The 14,223-nt window shown below is 64.6% G+C and carries 13 protein-coding genes; 4 read left to right on the top strand and 9 right to left on the bottom strand.

All coding sequences use genetic code 11. From position 1 onward, the window contains the following. Positions 1-375: 375 nt before the first annotated feature. The 9 genes from astE to ABZE94_RS14325 form a co-directional block, all read right to left on the bottom strand. The gene (gene astE / locus ABZE94_RS14285) at positions 376-1,392 is read right to left on the bottom strand and encodes a succinylglutamate desuccinylase (protein ID WP_372876177.1); all 1,017 of its coding nucleotides are present in this window, start codon (positions 1,390-1,392) and stop codon (positions 376-378) included. Positions 1,393-1,402: 10 nt separating this feature from the next. Then, positions 1,403-1,687, bottom strand: coding sequence for a topoisomerase II (locus tag ABZE94_RS14290; protein ID WP_372876178.1), 285 nt, complete (start codon positions 1,685-1,687; stop codon positions 1,403-1,405). Positions 1,688-1,766: 79 nt separating this feature from the next. Continuing rightward, the gene (gene astB, locus ABZE94_RS14295) at positions 1,767-3,113 is read right to left on the bottom strand and encodes an N-succinylarginine dihydrolase (RefSeq protein WP_372876179.1); all 1,347 of its coding nucleotides are present in this window, start codon (positions 3,111-3,113) and stop codon (positions 1,767-1,769) included. Beyond that, positions 3,113-4,576: a succinylglutamate-semialdehyde dehydrogenase gene (astD, locus tag ABZE94_RS14300; RefSeq protein ID WP_372876180.1), complete on the bottom strand. Its 1,464-nt coding sequence runs from the start codon at positions 4,574-4,576 to the stop codon at positions 3,113-3,115. Before astD ends, astB begins: the two co-directional genes overlap by 1 nt. A gap of 95 nt (positions 4,577-4,671) precedes the next feature. After that, complete coding sequence (astA, locus tag ABZE94_RS14305; protein WP_372876181.1) at positions 4,672-5,688, bottom strand: arginine N-succinyltransferase; 1,017 nt, start codon at positions 5,686-5,688, stop codon at positions 4,672-4,674. Positions 5,689-5,699: 11 nt separating this feature from the next. Beyond that, on the bottom strand, positions 5,700-6,716 hold the full coding sequence (gene aruF, locus ABZE94_RS14310; RefSeq protein ID WP_372876182.1) for an arginine/ornithine succinyltransferase subunit alpha: 1,017 nt from the start codon (positions 6,714-6,716) through the stop codon (positions 5,700-5,702). 180 nt (positions 6,717-6,896) lie between these two features. After that, positions 6,897-8,117 (bottom strand): aspartate aminotransferase family protein, encoded by a 1,221-nt coding sequence (locus ABZE94_RS14315; RefSeq protein WP_372876183.1) that lies wholly within the window; start codon positions 8,115-8,117, stop codon positions 6,897-6,899. Between the two features lie 316 nt (positions 8,118-8,433). Beyond that, a complete protein-coding gene (locus ABZE94_RS14320) occupies positions 8,434-9,636 on the bottom strand; it encodes a patatin-like phospholipase family protein (protein WP_372876184.1) in 1,203 nt (400 codons plus the stop codon). A 307-nt stretch (positions 9,637-9,943) separates the two neighbouring features. Then, complete coding sequence (locus tag ABZE94_RS14325; RefSeq protein ID WP_372876185.1) at positions 9,944-10,873, bottom strand: lipid A biosynthesis lauroyl acyltransferase; 930 nt, start codon at positions 10,871-10,873, stop codon at positions 9,944-9,946. A 576-nt stretch (positions 10,874-11,449) separates the two neighbouring features. Between ABZE94_RS14325 and minC the strand changes: the two genes are divergently transcribed. From minC to ABZE94_RS14345, 4 genes are all read left to right on the top strand, one after another. After that, entirely contained in the window at positions 11,450-12,190 is a 741-nt protein-coding gene (gene minC / locus ABZE94_RS14330) for a septum site-determining protein MinC (RefSeq protein WP_372876186.1), read from the top strand. 101 nt (positions 12,191-12,291) lie between these two features. Then, complete coding sequence (gene minD / locus ABZE94_RS14335; protein ID WP_238042868.1) at positions 12,292-13,104, top strand: septum site-determining protein MinD; 813 nt, start codon at positions 12,292-12,294, stop codon at positions 13,102-13,104. Further along, entirely contained in the window at positions 13,104-13,358 is a 255-nt protein-coding gene (gene minE, locus ABZE94_RS14340) for a cell division topological specificity factor MinE (protein WP_271349308.1), read from the top strand. The genes minD and minE overlap by 1 nt, the downstream gene beginning before the upstream one ends. A 172-nt stretch (positions 13,359-13,530) precedes the next feature. Then, positions 13,531-14,166 (top strand): RluA family pseudouridine synthase, encoded by a 636-nt coding sequence (locus ABZE94_RS14345; protein ID WP_372876187.1) that lies wholly within the window; start codon positions 13,531-13,533, stop codon positions 14,164-14,166. Positions 14,167-14,223 lie beyond the last annotated feature (57 nt).

Below are 14,223 nucleotides of genomic sequence, written 5' to 3' on the forward strand. Positions count from 1 at the left end.
AGCTGTGCTGTGCCGCGAAGAATTTGCGGCTAAAGCCGCTCCTACATGAACTAAATAATCCATAAAATCAATTACATACGGATTGCTTGATGAGAGATCGCCCGTCGTCCAGACGCCGCGCTGTCGCGCAGCAAACTGGGGGCAATCATGTCTGTCGGCTTGTGGGTACCTGTAGGAGCGGCTTCAGCCGCGAAGCTTTGCTGTGCCGCGAAGAATTCGCGGCTAAAGCCGCTCCTACAATAATCAATAAAATCAATGAGATATTGGTTGTTTGATAAGAGCAGCCCTTTAGCCCGGATGAAATCCGCGAATATATGCCGGCATATACAGCCCCCCGGATTGCATCCGGGCTACAGATCGCACCCCAGCGGCCGATCAGGCCAGCGCCACGTTTTCGGCGGGGACGATGAGGATGGCGGCGCGCAGACCGTTTTTCACCCTGGGGTTGGGGAAGATGATCCGCGCCCCCGGCTCTTCCACCACCCAGCGGGTGCCGGCGAGATCCTCGGCCAGCAGGTAGCCGACCGGCAGTTTGCTGAAGTTTTCGACATCCGCCGGCAGGTGCAGCTTGAAGGTGTCGCTGTGCTTGATGATTTCCCGCGCCACGGCGAACAACTGCAGCCCCTGCAGTTCGGTGTCCTGCACTTGCGGTTCTGGCTCGCTGCCTTCGATGATGTGCTGCAGGCGCTGCTCGAGTCGATCCAGATTGACCTGCTGGTTCTGGCCGAAGGCCCGCGCCTTGCCCAGCTCCAGGGTGAACGACTCGGCCCCCAGCTGCGTGTAGGTGTAGGCACTGAAGGTGATCGAGCTCTTGTTGTGCAGCAGCACCGCCTCGATCCCCGCGGCATTCAACCGGGCCAGCTCGCGCAGGCTGCGTGGCCGTCCCTCCTGCCAGGGATAGAGGGCGAACTGTTCGATTTTGGAGGCACGGATCGCCGTGTGCAGGTCGTAGTGCAGGCGCGTGCGCTCGGGCTTGCTGAAGAAAGTCGCGGCCAGGTGCTCGAGATCACAGGCGCGCATGGCCTCGACCCCGGCATGCTGCTCGTGCTGGCCGTTGAACAGGCGATTGATGTCCTGCTCGACATAGCGCTCGCCCCGGCGGATCGCCGGCGGGTTGCCGAACAGGAACAGGAGCCGCGCGCGCGGCTTCAGCTCGCCGCGGGCAATGCCGCGCAGCAGGCGGTCGAGCAATTCGATGGGCGCGGTTTCGTTGCCGTGGATGCCGGCCGAGAGCAGCAGGTCCAGGCCGTTGTCACTGGCCACCGGCGGCGTCACTTCCAGCGCCCCTTCGGCCAGCCAGCGCAAGCGCGCGCCCTCGGGCGTCAGCTGGATCTTCGCTGCCGGTTCGTGGCCGGCCAGGGTCAGTTCAAGCAGTTTGCCGAGGGCAAGCATAGGAGTTACCTCAATCGTGATTACAGTCGGGGCCGTGCACGTGCTCGTCGTCGCCAGGCTCGGCCGCTTCCATCTCCAGCTCCAGGCTGACCAGGTTGGTGGCCAACGGGCGCAGCAGCAGATTGGCGTACTCGCTGTCCCCCTCGGCCACGTCCACGCCGATCATCAACTGACCGTTACCCACCTGCTGGAACCAGACTTCCTTGCCCTGCCACATCACCGCAAAGCGGGTGCAGGTCGTTTCCAGCTGGGTGCCATCTTCATCTTCGAGGATCAGTTGCAGGGCATCGGTCATAAAAACAAGCTCCAAGCTATAAGCCACAAGCTGCAAGTTGAGGGCGACAAGCTTGCGCTTGAGGCTTGTGGCTTGCCGCTCAGGTCAATTGAAAAGGATAAACCGCGCCCAGTTTAAGGATCTGGGTCAATTCATCCAATGCCGTTCGGCATTCGATCAGCAATTGCGGGTCGGCCAATTCGCTCTCGCTGAGGCGATCGCGGTAGTGCTTGTCGACCCAGACGTTGAGCGTGTCATACAGATCCGGAGTCATGATCACCCCGGGATTCACCGCCGCCAGCTCGTCCTCCTTGAGCGCCACGCGCAGGCGCAGGCAGGCCGGGCCGCCGCCGTTCTGCATGCTTTGCTTGAGATCGAACACCTTGACCTCGCGAATCGGCCCGCTGCCGCTGGTGAGCTGCTGCAGGTAATTCCACACATTGCCGTTGTTGCGGCATTCTTCCGGCACTATCAGCAACATGCCGCCAGCGGCGCGCGACAACAACTGGCTGTTGAACAGGTAGGACTTCACCGCGTCCTCCACCGTGACCGCATCGCGCGGCACGCACACCGCCTGCAGCGTGCCGCCACGACGGCCGAGCTTGTCTGCCAGCTCGGCCAGCACCTTGTCGGTATCGAGGAAGGCGTCCTGGTGATAGAACAGCACTTCGCCGTTACCCACCGCGATCACATCGTTGTGGAATACACCCTGATCGATCACCGCCGGATTCTGTTGAGCATAGACCACCCCGGCCTCGCTCAGCCCATGCAGGCGCACCACGGCCTGCGAGGCTTCCAGGGTCTGCCGCGCCGGGTAGCGTTGCGGCGCCGGGAAACGGCCGTCGAAGGCGCTGCGGCCGAACACGAAGAACTCCACCCCGGCATCGCCATAGTCTTTGCAGAAACGCGTGTGGTTGGCCGCGCCCTCGTCGCCGAACTGCGCCACCGCCGGCAAGGCGGCGTGGTGGGCGAAGTGCCGCTCGTTGGCGAACATGGCGCCGAGCACACGGCTGGTGGTCGGGTGCTCGATAGAGCGGTGGAACTTGCAATTGAGATTGGCGGCGGTGAAGTGCACGCGGCCGTCAAAGGTATCGGCGCTGGGGCTGACGGTGCAGGCATTGGCCGTCCACATGCTCGAGGCCGAGCAGCTGGCGACCAGCAGCGGCATGGCCTCCTTGGCCGCCCGCTCGATCACCCGGGCATCGCTGCCGGTGAAGCCGAGGCGGCGCAGCACCGCGACATCCGGGCGTTCCTGCGGGGCCAGCACGCCCTGCTTGAGACCCATCTCCATCAGCGCCTTCATCTTCGCCAGGCCCTGCTTGGCGGCCTGTTTCGGGCTGGAGGCGGCCTGGCTGTTGCTCTGCGACGCGACGTTGCCGTAGGACAGGCCACCGTAGTTGTGGGTCGGGCCGACCAGGCCGTCGAAATTCATCTCATAACCGGACATTACAGGCTTACTCCCGGGGTCAGGGTGGCGGGCAGGCTCAGGCGTTCACTTTCCAGCGAGGCCACCGGGTAGGCGCAGTAGTCCGCCGCGTAGTAAGCACTGGCGCGGTGGTTGCCGGAAGCACCGACGCCACCGAACGGGGCCGTGCTGGCGGCGCCGGTGAGCTGCTTGTTCCAGTTGACGATGCCGGCGCGGCTGCGCAGCCAGAACTGCTGGTAGCGCGCCGCGGAATCCGACAGCAGACCGGCGGCCAGGCCGAACCGGGTGTTGTTGGCCTCGGCGATCGCGCCCTCGAAATCGGCATAGCGGATGACCTGCAGCAACGGGCCGAAGAACTCTTCGTCCGCCCGTTCGGCCAGCGCGCTGACATCGATAATGCCCGGAGTGAGCAAGGCCGCGCCGGGCTGCGGCTGGGTCATCGCCAGCAACGCCGTGGCGCCCTTGTCGAGCAGCTGCTGCTGGGCCTGCAGCAGGTGTTCGGCCGCCGCCAGGGAAATCACCGAGCCCATGAAGGGCGCCGGCTGCTCGTCATAGCGACCGACCTTGATCTGCCCGGCGACTTGGACCAGGCGCGCGAGCAAGGCGTCGCCCCACTCGCCCTGCGGCACCAGCAGACGCCGCGCGCAGGTGCAGCGCTGGCCGGCGGAGATGAAGGCCGACTGCACGATGGTGTACACCGCCGCCTCGACATCGGCGAGCTGATCGACGATTAGCGGGTTGTTGCCGCCCATTTCCAGGGCCAGGATCTTCTCCGGGCGACCGGCAAACTGGCTGTGCAGCAGGTTGCCGGTGCGGCTCGAACCGGTGAAGAACAGCCCGTCGAGGCCGGGGTTGCCGGCCAGGGCCACGCCGGTGTCGCGCGCGCCCTGCAGCAGATTGAGCACGCCGTCCGGCAGACCGGCTTCGATCCAGCACTTGAGCGTCAGCTCGGCGACTTTCGGCGTCAGTTCGCTGGGCTTGAACAGCACGCAGTTGCCCGCCAGCAACGCCGGCACTATGTGGCCATTGGGCAGGTGACCGGGGAAGTTGTAGGGGCCGAACACCGCCACCACGCCATGCGGCTTGTGCCGCAGCACGGCGGTGGCATCGGCCAGTGGGGCACTCTTCTCGCCGGTCCGTTCGCGGTAGCTCTGCACCGAGATGGCGACCTTGTTGACCATGCTGGTCACCTCGGTGGCCGACTCCCACAGCGGCTTGCCGGTCTCCTCGCCGATCGCCCGGGCCAGCTCGTCGGCATGCGCCTTGAGGGCCACGGCGAAACGCTCCAGCGCGGCGATGCGCCAGTCCAGGGAGCACGAGGCCCAGCCCGGAAATGCGGCGCGGGCGGCCGCCACGGCGGCCTCGACCTGGGCGGCGGAGGCCGCCTGGCCACGCCAGACCACGGCCTGAGTGACCGGGTTCAACGATTCCAGGGCTTCGCCCTGACCCAGCTGCCAGCTACCGGCGATGTAATGAGTGCTCATCTTGTTTTATCACTCCCAGCAATCTCGTCACCCGGCCTTGCGCCGGGTGGGTTATTCGATCGAACGGCCCAGATCGTCTCCAGGCGGCTCGGTATTCAGCCACGGGCCGACAGCGGCACCGCTCTTACCTGATCGCCGACCGACAAGCGCAGGCGCTTGGCGGTCAGCGCATCGACCACCAAGGTGCCGGCGGCCAGGCGTGCGGCGCCGACGGTGATGCGGCAGTCTTCGCGCTTGCGGTTGTGGATCAGGTAGCTAGTGGCGTCATCGCCCGGCGTACCTATGGCCAGCACCAGCGCCTGGCTGTCACGCACGGCACGGATTTTCGCGGTTTCCGCCTCTATGGCCGGGCCGGCGTCGAAGATGTCGACATAGCCCTGATAGCTGAAGCCTTCGCCCTTGAGCATGGCCAGCGCCGGCTCGGTGTCCGGGTGGACACGGCCGATGATGTTGCGCGCGTCTTCGGAGAGGAAGCAGGTATAGAGCGGGAACTTGGGCATCAACTCGGCGATGAAGGCCTTGTTGCCGACCCCGGTCAGGTAGTCCGCCTGGCTGAACTCCATCTTGAAGAAGTGCCGACCCAGGCTCTCCCAGAACGGCGAGCGCCCGTGCTCGTCGGACATGCCGCGCATCTCGGCGATCACCTTGTCGCCGAACAACTCGCGGAACTCGGCGATAAACAGCAGGCGCGCCTTGGACAGCAACCGGCCATTGAGCCCCGAACGGTGATCGCTGCGCAGAAACAGCGAACAGAGTTCGGAGTTGCCGGTCAGGTCGTTGGCCAGAAACAGGGTGGGAATCTGCCGATGGATATTCAGTTCCTGCGAGGCGCTGACGGTCAGGCCCAGGCGGTAGTTGTACCAGGGTTCACGCAGACCGACCGCACCGGCCACGGCGGAGATCCCCACCACCAGGCCGGCGTCGTTTTCCAGCACGAACAGGTAGTCGGCATCGGCGCGTTCGGCTTCGCCGGTGAAGGTCTTCTCCGCCCAGCCGACGCGGTGCGCCAGGCGCTCCTCGTTGGCCGGCAGGGTGGTCAGGCCGGCGCCGGTAGTGCGCGCCAGATCAATCAGGGCCGGAAGATCGGCGGTACGGACGGGACGAACGATCATGCACTAACTCCTTAAACCGCAACCAGGCGCACGCTGGCGCCCTCGCCGACGCCGAGTGCTTCGGCAGCTTCGAGACTGAGGGTGACCGGCTTGCCAGGCACCCAATCCAGGTCCGCGACAATCGCGCGGAAATCCTGCAGCAGGCCATTGCTCACCATATATGGACGCCCACCCTTGATCGGCTCGCCGATCCTGACCGGCACCACGCGACTCTGGGCGATCGAGCGAATCCCCGAGGTGCGCGCATGCAGGGTCGGCCCGCCGTCGAAGATGTCGATGTAATGATCGGTCTCGAAGCCTTCGCGCATCAGGATGTCGAAGGTCACCTGGGCCCGCGGGTGCACCTGGCCCATGGCTTCCTGCGCCGCATCCGGCAGCAGCGGCACATAGATCGGGTAATGCGGCATCAGCTCGGCGAGAAAGGTCCGGCTCTTCAGCCCGCACAGGCGCTCGGCCTCGGCGTAGGTCATGTCGAAGAAATTGCGCCCCACGGCATCCCAGAACGGCGAATCGCCCTGCTCGTCGCTGTGGCCGACGATCTCCACCACCACGGCATCGGCGAAGCGCTCCGGGTGGTTGGCGACGAACAACAGGCGCGCACGCGAGTTCAACTCGGACCAGACGCTGCCCACCAACGGCCGCTCGACATAGAAACTGGTCAGCAGGCTGTTGCCGGTCAGGTCGTGGCACAGCGAGAGCACGTGGATCTTGTTGTGGATCTTCAGCTCACGCGAATTGTGCACGAAGGTTTCGTTGCGAAAGCTGTAGAACGGCTCGGAATAGCCGGCCGAGGCGACAATCCCGGAACAGCCGAGCAGGCGGCCGCTGTCGCTGTCTTCGAGGACGAAGAAATAGCTTTCTTCGCCATTGAAGCTCACCTCGGCGGCCAGCGAGGCATCCGAGGCCGCGATCTTGTCGCGCAGGCGACCGGCATCGTCCGGCAGCGAAGTCACACCAACCGGGCTGTCCGCGGCGAGACGCTGCACTTCACTCAGGTCGGCCATTTGCGCGGGGCGGATCACCAGCATGGTGTCACTCCTTTTCAAGAAAAATTCCAGGCCGCTCTTCGCGAACCGCCTGGAGAAACCGCAACCCGAAGGCCACAGCACACACGGAGAAAGTCATCCCTGGAAGTGGCTCGGCCTGTCCATAAGCCGAGCAAGCGCAGCCCGTGGCGAGCGCAAACGGCTCGCTGCCGGACTGTCGGCTCAGGCTTGCGTCAGCTGGACCAGCGCACGCTCGAAACGCGCCAGGCCTTCATCGATATCGACCTCTTCCACCACCAGACTCGGGGCGAAACGCACCACGTCCGGGCCGGCCTGCAGCACCATCACGCCTTGCGCCGCGGCGGCATCGAGAATCGCCTTGGCCTTGCCTTTCCAGGCGTCGCTGAGCACCGCGCCGATCAGCAGACCGAGGCCGCGCACCTGGCTGAACACGCCGTACTGCTCGCCGAACTGCTCCAGGGTGGTCTTGAAGCGCTGCTGCTTGGTCTTCACCCCCGCCAGCACCTGCGGGGTGTTGATCACATCGATCACCGCCTCGGCCACCGCACAGGCCAGCGGGTTGCCGCCGTAGGTGGTGCCGTGGGTGCCGACCACCAGGTGCTTGGCCAGCGCTTCGGTGGTGAGCATGGCGCCGATCGGGAAACCACCGCCCAGGCTCTTGGCGCTGGAGAGGATGTCCGGTGTCACGCCGTAATGCTGGTAGGCGAACAGCGAGCCGCTGCGGCCCATGCCGGTCTGCACTTCGTCGAAGATCAGCAGCGCGTCGTGCTGCTCGCACAGCTCGCGGGCCGCCTGCAGGTAGGCCAGGTCGGCCGGCAATACGCCGCCCTCACCCTGGATCGGCTCCAGCACCACGGCGCAGGTCTTGGCGGAAACCGCGGCGCGCAGCGCCTCGATATCGTTGTACGGCACATGGCTGATGCCCTGGATCTTCGGCCCGAAGCCATCGGAATACTTGGGTTGACCGCCAACGCTGACGGTAAACAGGGTGCGCCCGTGGAAGCTGTTGGTCGCCGCAATGATTTCGTACTTGTCTTCACCGAACCGGTCGAAGGCCACCCGACGGGCCAGCTTGAAGGCGGCCTCGTTGGCTTCGGCGCCGGAGTTGCAGAAGAACACCCGCTCGGCGAAGGTGGCGTCGATCAGCTTGTGTGCCAGGCGCAGGGCCGGCTCGTTGGTGAACACGTTGGAAATGTGCCACAGCGTGTTGGCCTGTTCGGTCAAGGCGGCGACCAGGGCCGGGTGGCAATGGCCCAGGGCATTCACGGCGATGCCGCCGGTGAAGTCGATCAGCTCACGACCACTTTGATCCCAGACTCGGGAGCCCGCACCGCGTACCGGAATAAAGCCGGCCGGGGCGTAGTTGGGAACCATCACTTGGTCGAAATCGGCGCGTTGCACCGGGTCGTGCTGAACGGACATCGGAACTCTCCTGACGAGTAACACCTGCATGGGGTGGCAGGTGATGGGAAGGATTGTAGGGATTGATTCGGGGCGGGCATTGCCGCCATGCGACAACTTCTTATAGCGCCAACCCGAGGAAAACCGCCGCTTTCGCAAATGCGACAGAAAGCGTCGGGAAGGCGCAGTTTAAACGCTGATCGGCACATTCGCGCACGGTGCGCGGAAATTATCCACAAGCTGACCGGCAGGTTTCGCGGCCAACGCGAGTAGGGTGCGCCGTGCGCACCAAGGGGCCCTGTGAGTGGTGCGCACGGCCTAGGCGGCCCCGCGCACCCTAGGCCGTGATCGGCTGCCCCTGCACCACCGGCGGGCCGGCCAGGCCGAGGAACTCGCTCAAGGCGGCTTTCTGCGTCATCGCATCCTGATAGCCCAGCTCGATCAGCTCGTTGCAATAGCCGGCCTCGAACAGCAGATAGCTGAGCACCCCCGCGCCGCTGGCCTTGGTCGCCCCCGGCCCACGCAGGAACAGGCGCAGCGCCGCCGGCAGCTCATGGCGATGGCGGGCGGCGATCGCATCCAACGGCTGGCTCGGCGAAATCACCAGCACCTCCACCGGATTGAGCCCCAGGCCACGCGGACGCTGCTCCGGCGGGATCAGCCTGCTCATCAGGTTGAGCCGTTCCAGCAGTTCGATGTCGCCTTCCAGGCTGTCGATAAAGGTGCTGTTGAGCATATGCCCGCCAATTTGCGCCAGGCTCGGCGGCTTGACGGCCCGTACAGCGGCAGTGACCGCACTGCCCGACTCGGCCTGTGGGTTATGACTGACGCCGACCACCAACACCCGGTTCGCGCCCAGGTGCAGTGCCGGGCTGATAGGCGCGGACTGGCGCACGGCGCCGTCGCCGAAATACTCGCGGTTGATCTTCACCGCCGGGAACAGCAGCGGGATGGAAGAGCTGGCCAGCAGATGATCGACGGACAAACGGGTCGGCACCCCGACCCGGCGATGACGCATCCAGGGGTCGATGGTGGCGCGCCCCTGATAGAAGGTCACGGCATGTTCGGACTCGTAACCGAATGCCGTTACCGCCACCGCACGCAACTGGTGCTGGCGAACCGCGGCCGCGATTCCGGAGAAATCCAGTTCGCGGCGGATCAATTCGCGCAGCGGCGCATTGTCGAGCAGCGCCACCGGCACCTGCCCACCCAGACCGAGCAAGCTGTGGCCGACAAAGCGACTGGCCTGCCGCAATACCCCCAACCAGTCGCTGCGATACACCTGATGGGTATGAAAACCCTGCCAGACAGCGTTCAGGCGGCGAACCGCCTCGCCGAAATGCAAGGCCCCACACGCCAGGCCGACCGCATTGATGGCCCCGGCCGAAGTGCCGACGATCACCGGAAAGGGATTCTGCGCGGGATCCGGCAACAAATCGGCAATCGCCGCCAGCACCCCGATCTGATAAGCCGCCCGCGCGCCACCACCGGTGAGAATCAGCCCGGTGACCGGCTGGTTGGAGGGAGTGTTTGGCGTCATAGGGGGAGTTCCGAATCCTTTAATTTGCAGCCTGGAAGGCTGTCGGGTCTGGCAGGGGCGGCCGGGCGTGATCCTCCGGGCGACACCCTGCTTCAGCCGCGAACTCTTCGATGCACAGCAAAAGCTTCGCGGCTGAAGCCGCTCCTACAGCAAACGTAGGGTGGGCTTCAGCCCACCAAGACTGCCTATTTAGCGGCGGTGAGCTGAAGCGGAACGCCGCCCGACCGCTCCTACAGGCCGCTCCTACGGTGCAGCCATAATTGATCGCTAATCGAGCGCACCTCGTGCCGCGCCAACACCGCAGCCCCTAGCCGCGGCGCTTCTTGTACATCTTCGCTTCGCCGGCCGGGCGCGTCTTGAAGCGCCGGTGGGCCCACAGGTACTGCTCGGGCTGCTGGCGAATCGCCGCCTCGATCCACTGATTGACCCGCAAACAGTCGGCCTCCTCGCTCTCCCCGGGAAAATCGGCCAGCGGCGGGTGCACCACCACCTTATAGCCTGAGCCGTCGGCCAGCCGCGTCTGAGTGAAGGGGATTACCCGCGCCCGGCCGAGGCGGGCGAACTTGCTGGTCGCCGTCACAGTCGCGGCCGGCACGCCGAACAACGGCACGAAAATACTGCGCTGCGCGCCATAGTCCTGGTCCGGCGCGTACCAGATCACCTTGCCGGCGCGCAGCAGCTTGAGCATGCCGCGCACATCGTCGCGCTCGATCACGCCCTGCAGACGCTGCTCGCGGCCACGGCGCTGGATAAAGTCGAACAGCGGATTCTTGTGCTCGCGGTACATGCCGTACATGTCCTGGCGCATGCCCAGCAGCCCGCCGCCCATCTCCAGGGTGGTGAAATGCAGGGCCATCAGCAGCACGCCCTGCCCTTCGGCCTCGGCCGCGCGCAGGTGTTCGAGCCCCTCGACCTGCCCCAGCCTGGCCAGCCGCGCCGCCGGCCACCACCAACTGATCGCCATCTCGAAGAAGGTCATGCCGGTCGAGGCGAAGTTCTCCCGCAACAAGGCGCCGCGCTCGGCGGCCGACAGCTCGGGGAAACACAGCTTCAGGTTGCGCGCGGCGATCTGCCGGCGCGAACGCGCCAGACGAAACATCAAGCCTCCCAGCCAACGCCCCATGCGCATCAACACCGGGTAAGGCAGCAACGAGACCAGCCACAGCGAGCCAAGCCCCAACCACAGCAGCCAAAAGCGCGGATGGAGGAAATAGGCACGAAAACGAGGACGATCCATGGATGATTCCGCACGAGCGACAAAGCCCGGCATTCTACAGGACTCAGGGGTTATGAAAATATCGAGCGCCGTAGCGAGAGCGCTCCTGGTGTTCGCGGCAAGGCGTGTTAGGCGAAAAACGGGGGCAGCCCAGTGAGCGAAATGACCCTGTTTTTCGCCTAACGCAACGCCGGCAGCGGGTGCCGGGAGGCGCTCGCAGTAGGCGAGTTTTTTCTAGCCTCTCAGCCCGGCTTGCGGCCCCTCGGTTTGATCGCGCCCGGGTCGAGGCGCCGAACCGTCCGCGCGGGCATGCACCCGAGACGCGCCGCGTCTCGGCACAGCGGAGGCCGAGCGTCCCGGCGATGCTTTTGTCCTACAAAGATCAGCAGCAACCACAGCAGCGCCAGCCCAGCCACAACGGCCAGCAACGCGAATGGAGGAAAGAGGCACGAAAACGAGGACGACCCATGGATCAATTCGCACAACGACAAAGCCCGGCATTTTCCAGGCTCTAAAAGCCGGCTTGCAGCCCAGCGGGGTTATCGCTATAAGTCCGGGCTACTTTCGTCACGACCGACAAGGCGTATCAGGCAGACCATGAGCCAAGCCGATCTACTCGAGCAAGACCCCGTATTCCAGCTCAAGGGCAGCATGCTGGCCATCACCGTGCTGGAACTGGCGCACAACGACCTCGAGCGCCTCGACCAGCAACTGGCGGCGAAAGTCGCCCAGGCGCCGAACTTCTTCAGCAATACCCCGCTGGTGTTGGCCCTGGACAAGCTGCCGGAAGGCGAAGGCAGCCTCGACCTGGCCGCACTGATGGCCGTATGCCGCAACCATGGCCTGCGCACCCTGGCCGTGCGCGCCAACCGTGAAGACGACGTCGCCGCCGCCGGCGCCCTGGATTTGCCGGTGCTGCCGCCGTCCGGCGCGCGCGAGCGCGCGGTCGACCCGACCGACGGTAGCGCCCCGGCGAAACAAGCGGAAAAGCCCGCAGAGCCCGAGGTCAGGCCGAGCAAGATCATCACCAGCCCGGTGCGCGGCGGCCAGCAGGTCTATGCCCAGGGCGGCGACCTCATCGTCCTGGCACCGGTCAGCTCCGGCGCGGAACTTCTCGCCGACGGCAACATCCATGTTTACGCGCCCATGCGCGGTCGCGCCCTGGCCGGTATCCAGGGCAACACCAAAGCACACATTTTCTGCCAGCAAATGGGCGCGGAGCTGCTGTCCATCGCCGGCCACTACAAGGTTGCCGAAGACCTGCGCCGCGACCCGTTATGGGGCGAGGCGATACAGGTCAGCTTGTCGGGTGACGTGTTGAACATCACCCGCCTTTAACGGATACTGCCGCCAATTTTCAGGGACATAAAAAAGGCATCTGGAAGCCGCATCTGGCTCTCGGGTTCCCGTCTTTACTTCACATTTTGGGGTGAATCACCTTGGCCAAGATCCTCGTAGTCACTTCCGGCAAGGGTGGCGTGGGTAAAACCACCACCAGCGCCGCCATCGGTACCGGCCTCGCCCTGCGCGGGCACAAAACCGTCATCGTCGACTTCGACGTCGGCTTGCGCAACCTCGACCTGATCATGGGCTGCGAGCGTCGCGTGGTGTATGACTTCGTCAACGTGGTCAACGGCGAAGCCACGCTGAAGCAGGCGCTGATCAAGGACAAGCGCCTGGAAAACCTCTACGTGCTGGCCGCCAGCCAGACCCGCGACAAGGACGCGTTGACCGAAGAAGGCGTGGAGAAAGTCATCGAGGAGCTGCGCAAGGATTTCGAATACGTGGTCTGCGACTCGCCGGCCGGTATCGAGAAAGGCGCGCACCTGGCGATGTACTTCGCCGATGAGGCGATTGTCGTGACCAACCCCGAGGTTTCCTCGGTGCGCGACTCCGACCGCATGCTCGGCCTGCTGGCGAGCAAATCGCGCCGCGCGGTGAAAGGCGAAGAGCCGATCAAGGAGCACCTGCTGCTGACCCGCTACAACCCCGAGCGGGTGACCCGCGGCGAAATGCTCGGCGTGGAAGACGTCGAGGAAATCCTCGCCATCCGCCTGCTCGGCGTGATCCCGGAATCGCAAGCCGTGCTGAAAGCCTCCAACCAGGGCGTACCGGTCATCCTCGACGACCAAAGCGACGCCGGCCAGGCCTACAGCGATGCCGTCGACCGCCTGCTCGGCAAGGAAGTTACCCATCGCTTTCTCGATGTGCAGAAGAAAGGACTCATGCAACGCCTGTTTGGAGCTCGCTAATGAATATTTTTGACTTCTTTCGTGAACGCAAAAAGGAACCCACTGCGTCCATTGCGAAAGAGCGTCTGCAGATCATCGTCGCCCACGAGCGCGGTCAGCGCAGCCAGCCGGACTACCTGCCGGCCCTGCAGCAGGAGCTGGTCGAGGTGATTCGCAAGTACGTCAATATCGACTCGGACCAGGTCCAGGTCGCCCTGGAAAACCAGGGCAGTTGCTCGATCCTGGAACTCAACATCACCCTGCCGGATCGCTGAAAGCATCCGCAGGCAAAACCTGACTGGATGGCGGCCTCAAGGGCCGCCATTTCATTCCAGCCACACACAGAATCTGTAGGAGCGGCTTCAGCCGCGAAGCCTTTGCCGTTATAAGGCTTCGTGGACAAGTCCACTCCCACAAAGGCCCCCAACACCGCCAGCCAAGAAGCCCATGCCGCTCAGCCAAGTCGAAATTCTCCACCAGGACGCCGCCCTGCTGGTGATCAACAAGCCCACCCTGCTGCTCTCGGTGCCCGGCCGCGCCGAGGACAACAAGGACTGCCTGGTCACCCGCCTGCAGGACAACGGCTTCCCGGAGGCGCGCATCGTCCACCGCCTGGACTGGGAAACCTCCGGCATCATCGTCCTGGCCCGCGACGTCGACAGCCACCGCGAACTGTCGCGCCAGTTCCACGACCGCGAGACGGAAAAAGCCTACATCGCCCTGTGCTGGGGCCAGCCCGAGCAGGACAGCGGCAGCATCGACCTGCCGCTGCGCTACGACCCGCCGACCAAGCCGCGGCATGTGGTCGACCATGAGGTCGGCAAACACGCCCTGACCCACTGGCGCGTGCTCGAACGCTGCGGCGACTACAGCCGGGTCGAACTGACCCCGATCACCGGCCGCTCGCACCAGCTACGCGTGCACATGCTGTCGATCGGCCACCCGCTGCTCGGCGACGCCCTCTACGCCCCGCCCCAGGCCCTGGCCGCCTACCCGCGCCTGTGCCTGCACGCCTGCATGCTCGCCCTGAGCCACCCGCAAAGCGGCGAACGCCTGCGCTTCGACTGCCCCGCACCGTTCTGATCCGGGGCCGTTCTTATCAAACAAAATATATCTCATTGATTTTATTGATTATTGTAG

Origin of the sequence: Pseudomonas sp. (genome assembly GCF_041601375.1) — a bacterium.
Taxonomy (GTDB): domain Bacteria; phylum Pseudomonadota; class Gammaproteobacteria; order Pseudomonadales; family Pseudomonadaceae; genus Aquipseudomonas.

Bases quoted from the DNA above. Each gene is read 5' to 3' on its own strand.
- astE (WP_372876177.1), bottom strand. From the start codon at position 1,392: ATGCTTGCCCTCGGCAAACTGCTTGAACTGACCCTGGCCGGCCACGAA.
- ABZE94_RS14290 (WP_372876178.1), bottom strand. From the start codon at position 1,687: ATGACCGATGCCCTGCAACTGATCCTCGAAGATGAAGATGGCACCCAG.
- astB (WP_372876179.1), bottom strand. From the start codon at position 3,113: ATGTCCGGTTATGAGATGAATTTCGACGGCCTGGTCGGCCCGACCCAC.
- astD (WP_372876180.1), bottom strand. From the start codon at position 4,576: ATGAGCACTCATTACATCGCCGGTAGCTGGCAGCTGGGTCAGGGCGAA.
- astA (WP_372876181.1), bottom strand. From the start codon at position 5,688: ATGATCGTTCGTCCCGTCCGTACCGCCGATCTTCCGGCCCTGATTGAT.
- aruF (WP_372876182.1), bottom strand. From the start codon at position 6,716: ATGCTGGTGATCCGCCCCGCGCAAATGGCCGACCTGAGTGAAGTGCAG.
- ABZE94_RS14315 (WP_372876183.1), bottom strand. From the start codon at position 8,117: ATGTCCGTTCAGCACGACCCGGTGCAACGCGCCGATTTCGACCAAGTG.
- ABZE94_RS14320 (WP_372876184.1), bottom strand. From the start codon at position 9,636: ATGACGCCAAACACTCCCTCCAACCAGCCGGTCACCGGGCTGATTCTC.
- ABZE94_RS14325 (WP_372876185.1), bottom strand. From the start codon at position 10,873: ATGGATCGTCCTCGTTTTCGTGCCTATTTCCTCCATCCGCGCTTTTGG.
- minC (WP_372876186.1), top strand. From the start codon at position 11,450: ATGAGCCAAGCCGATCTACTCGAGCAAGACCCCGTATTCCAGCTCAAG.
- minE (WP_271349308.1), top strand. From the start codon at position 13,104: ATGAATATTTTTGACTTCTTTCGTGAACGCAAAAAGGAACCCACTGCG.
- ABZE94_RS14345 (WP_372876187.1), top strand. From the start codon at position 13,531: ATGCCGCTCAGCCAAGTCGAAATTCTCCACCAGGACGCCGCCCTGCTG.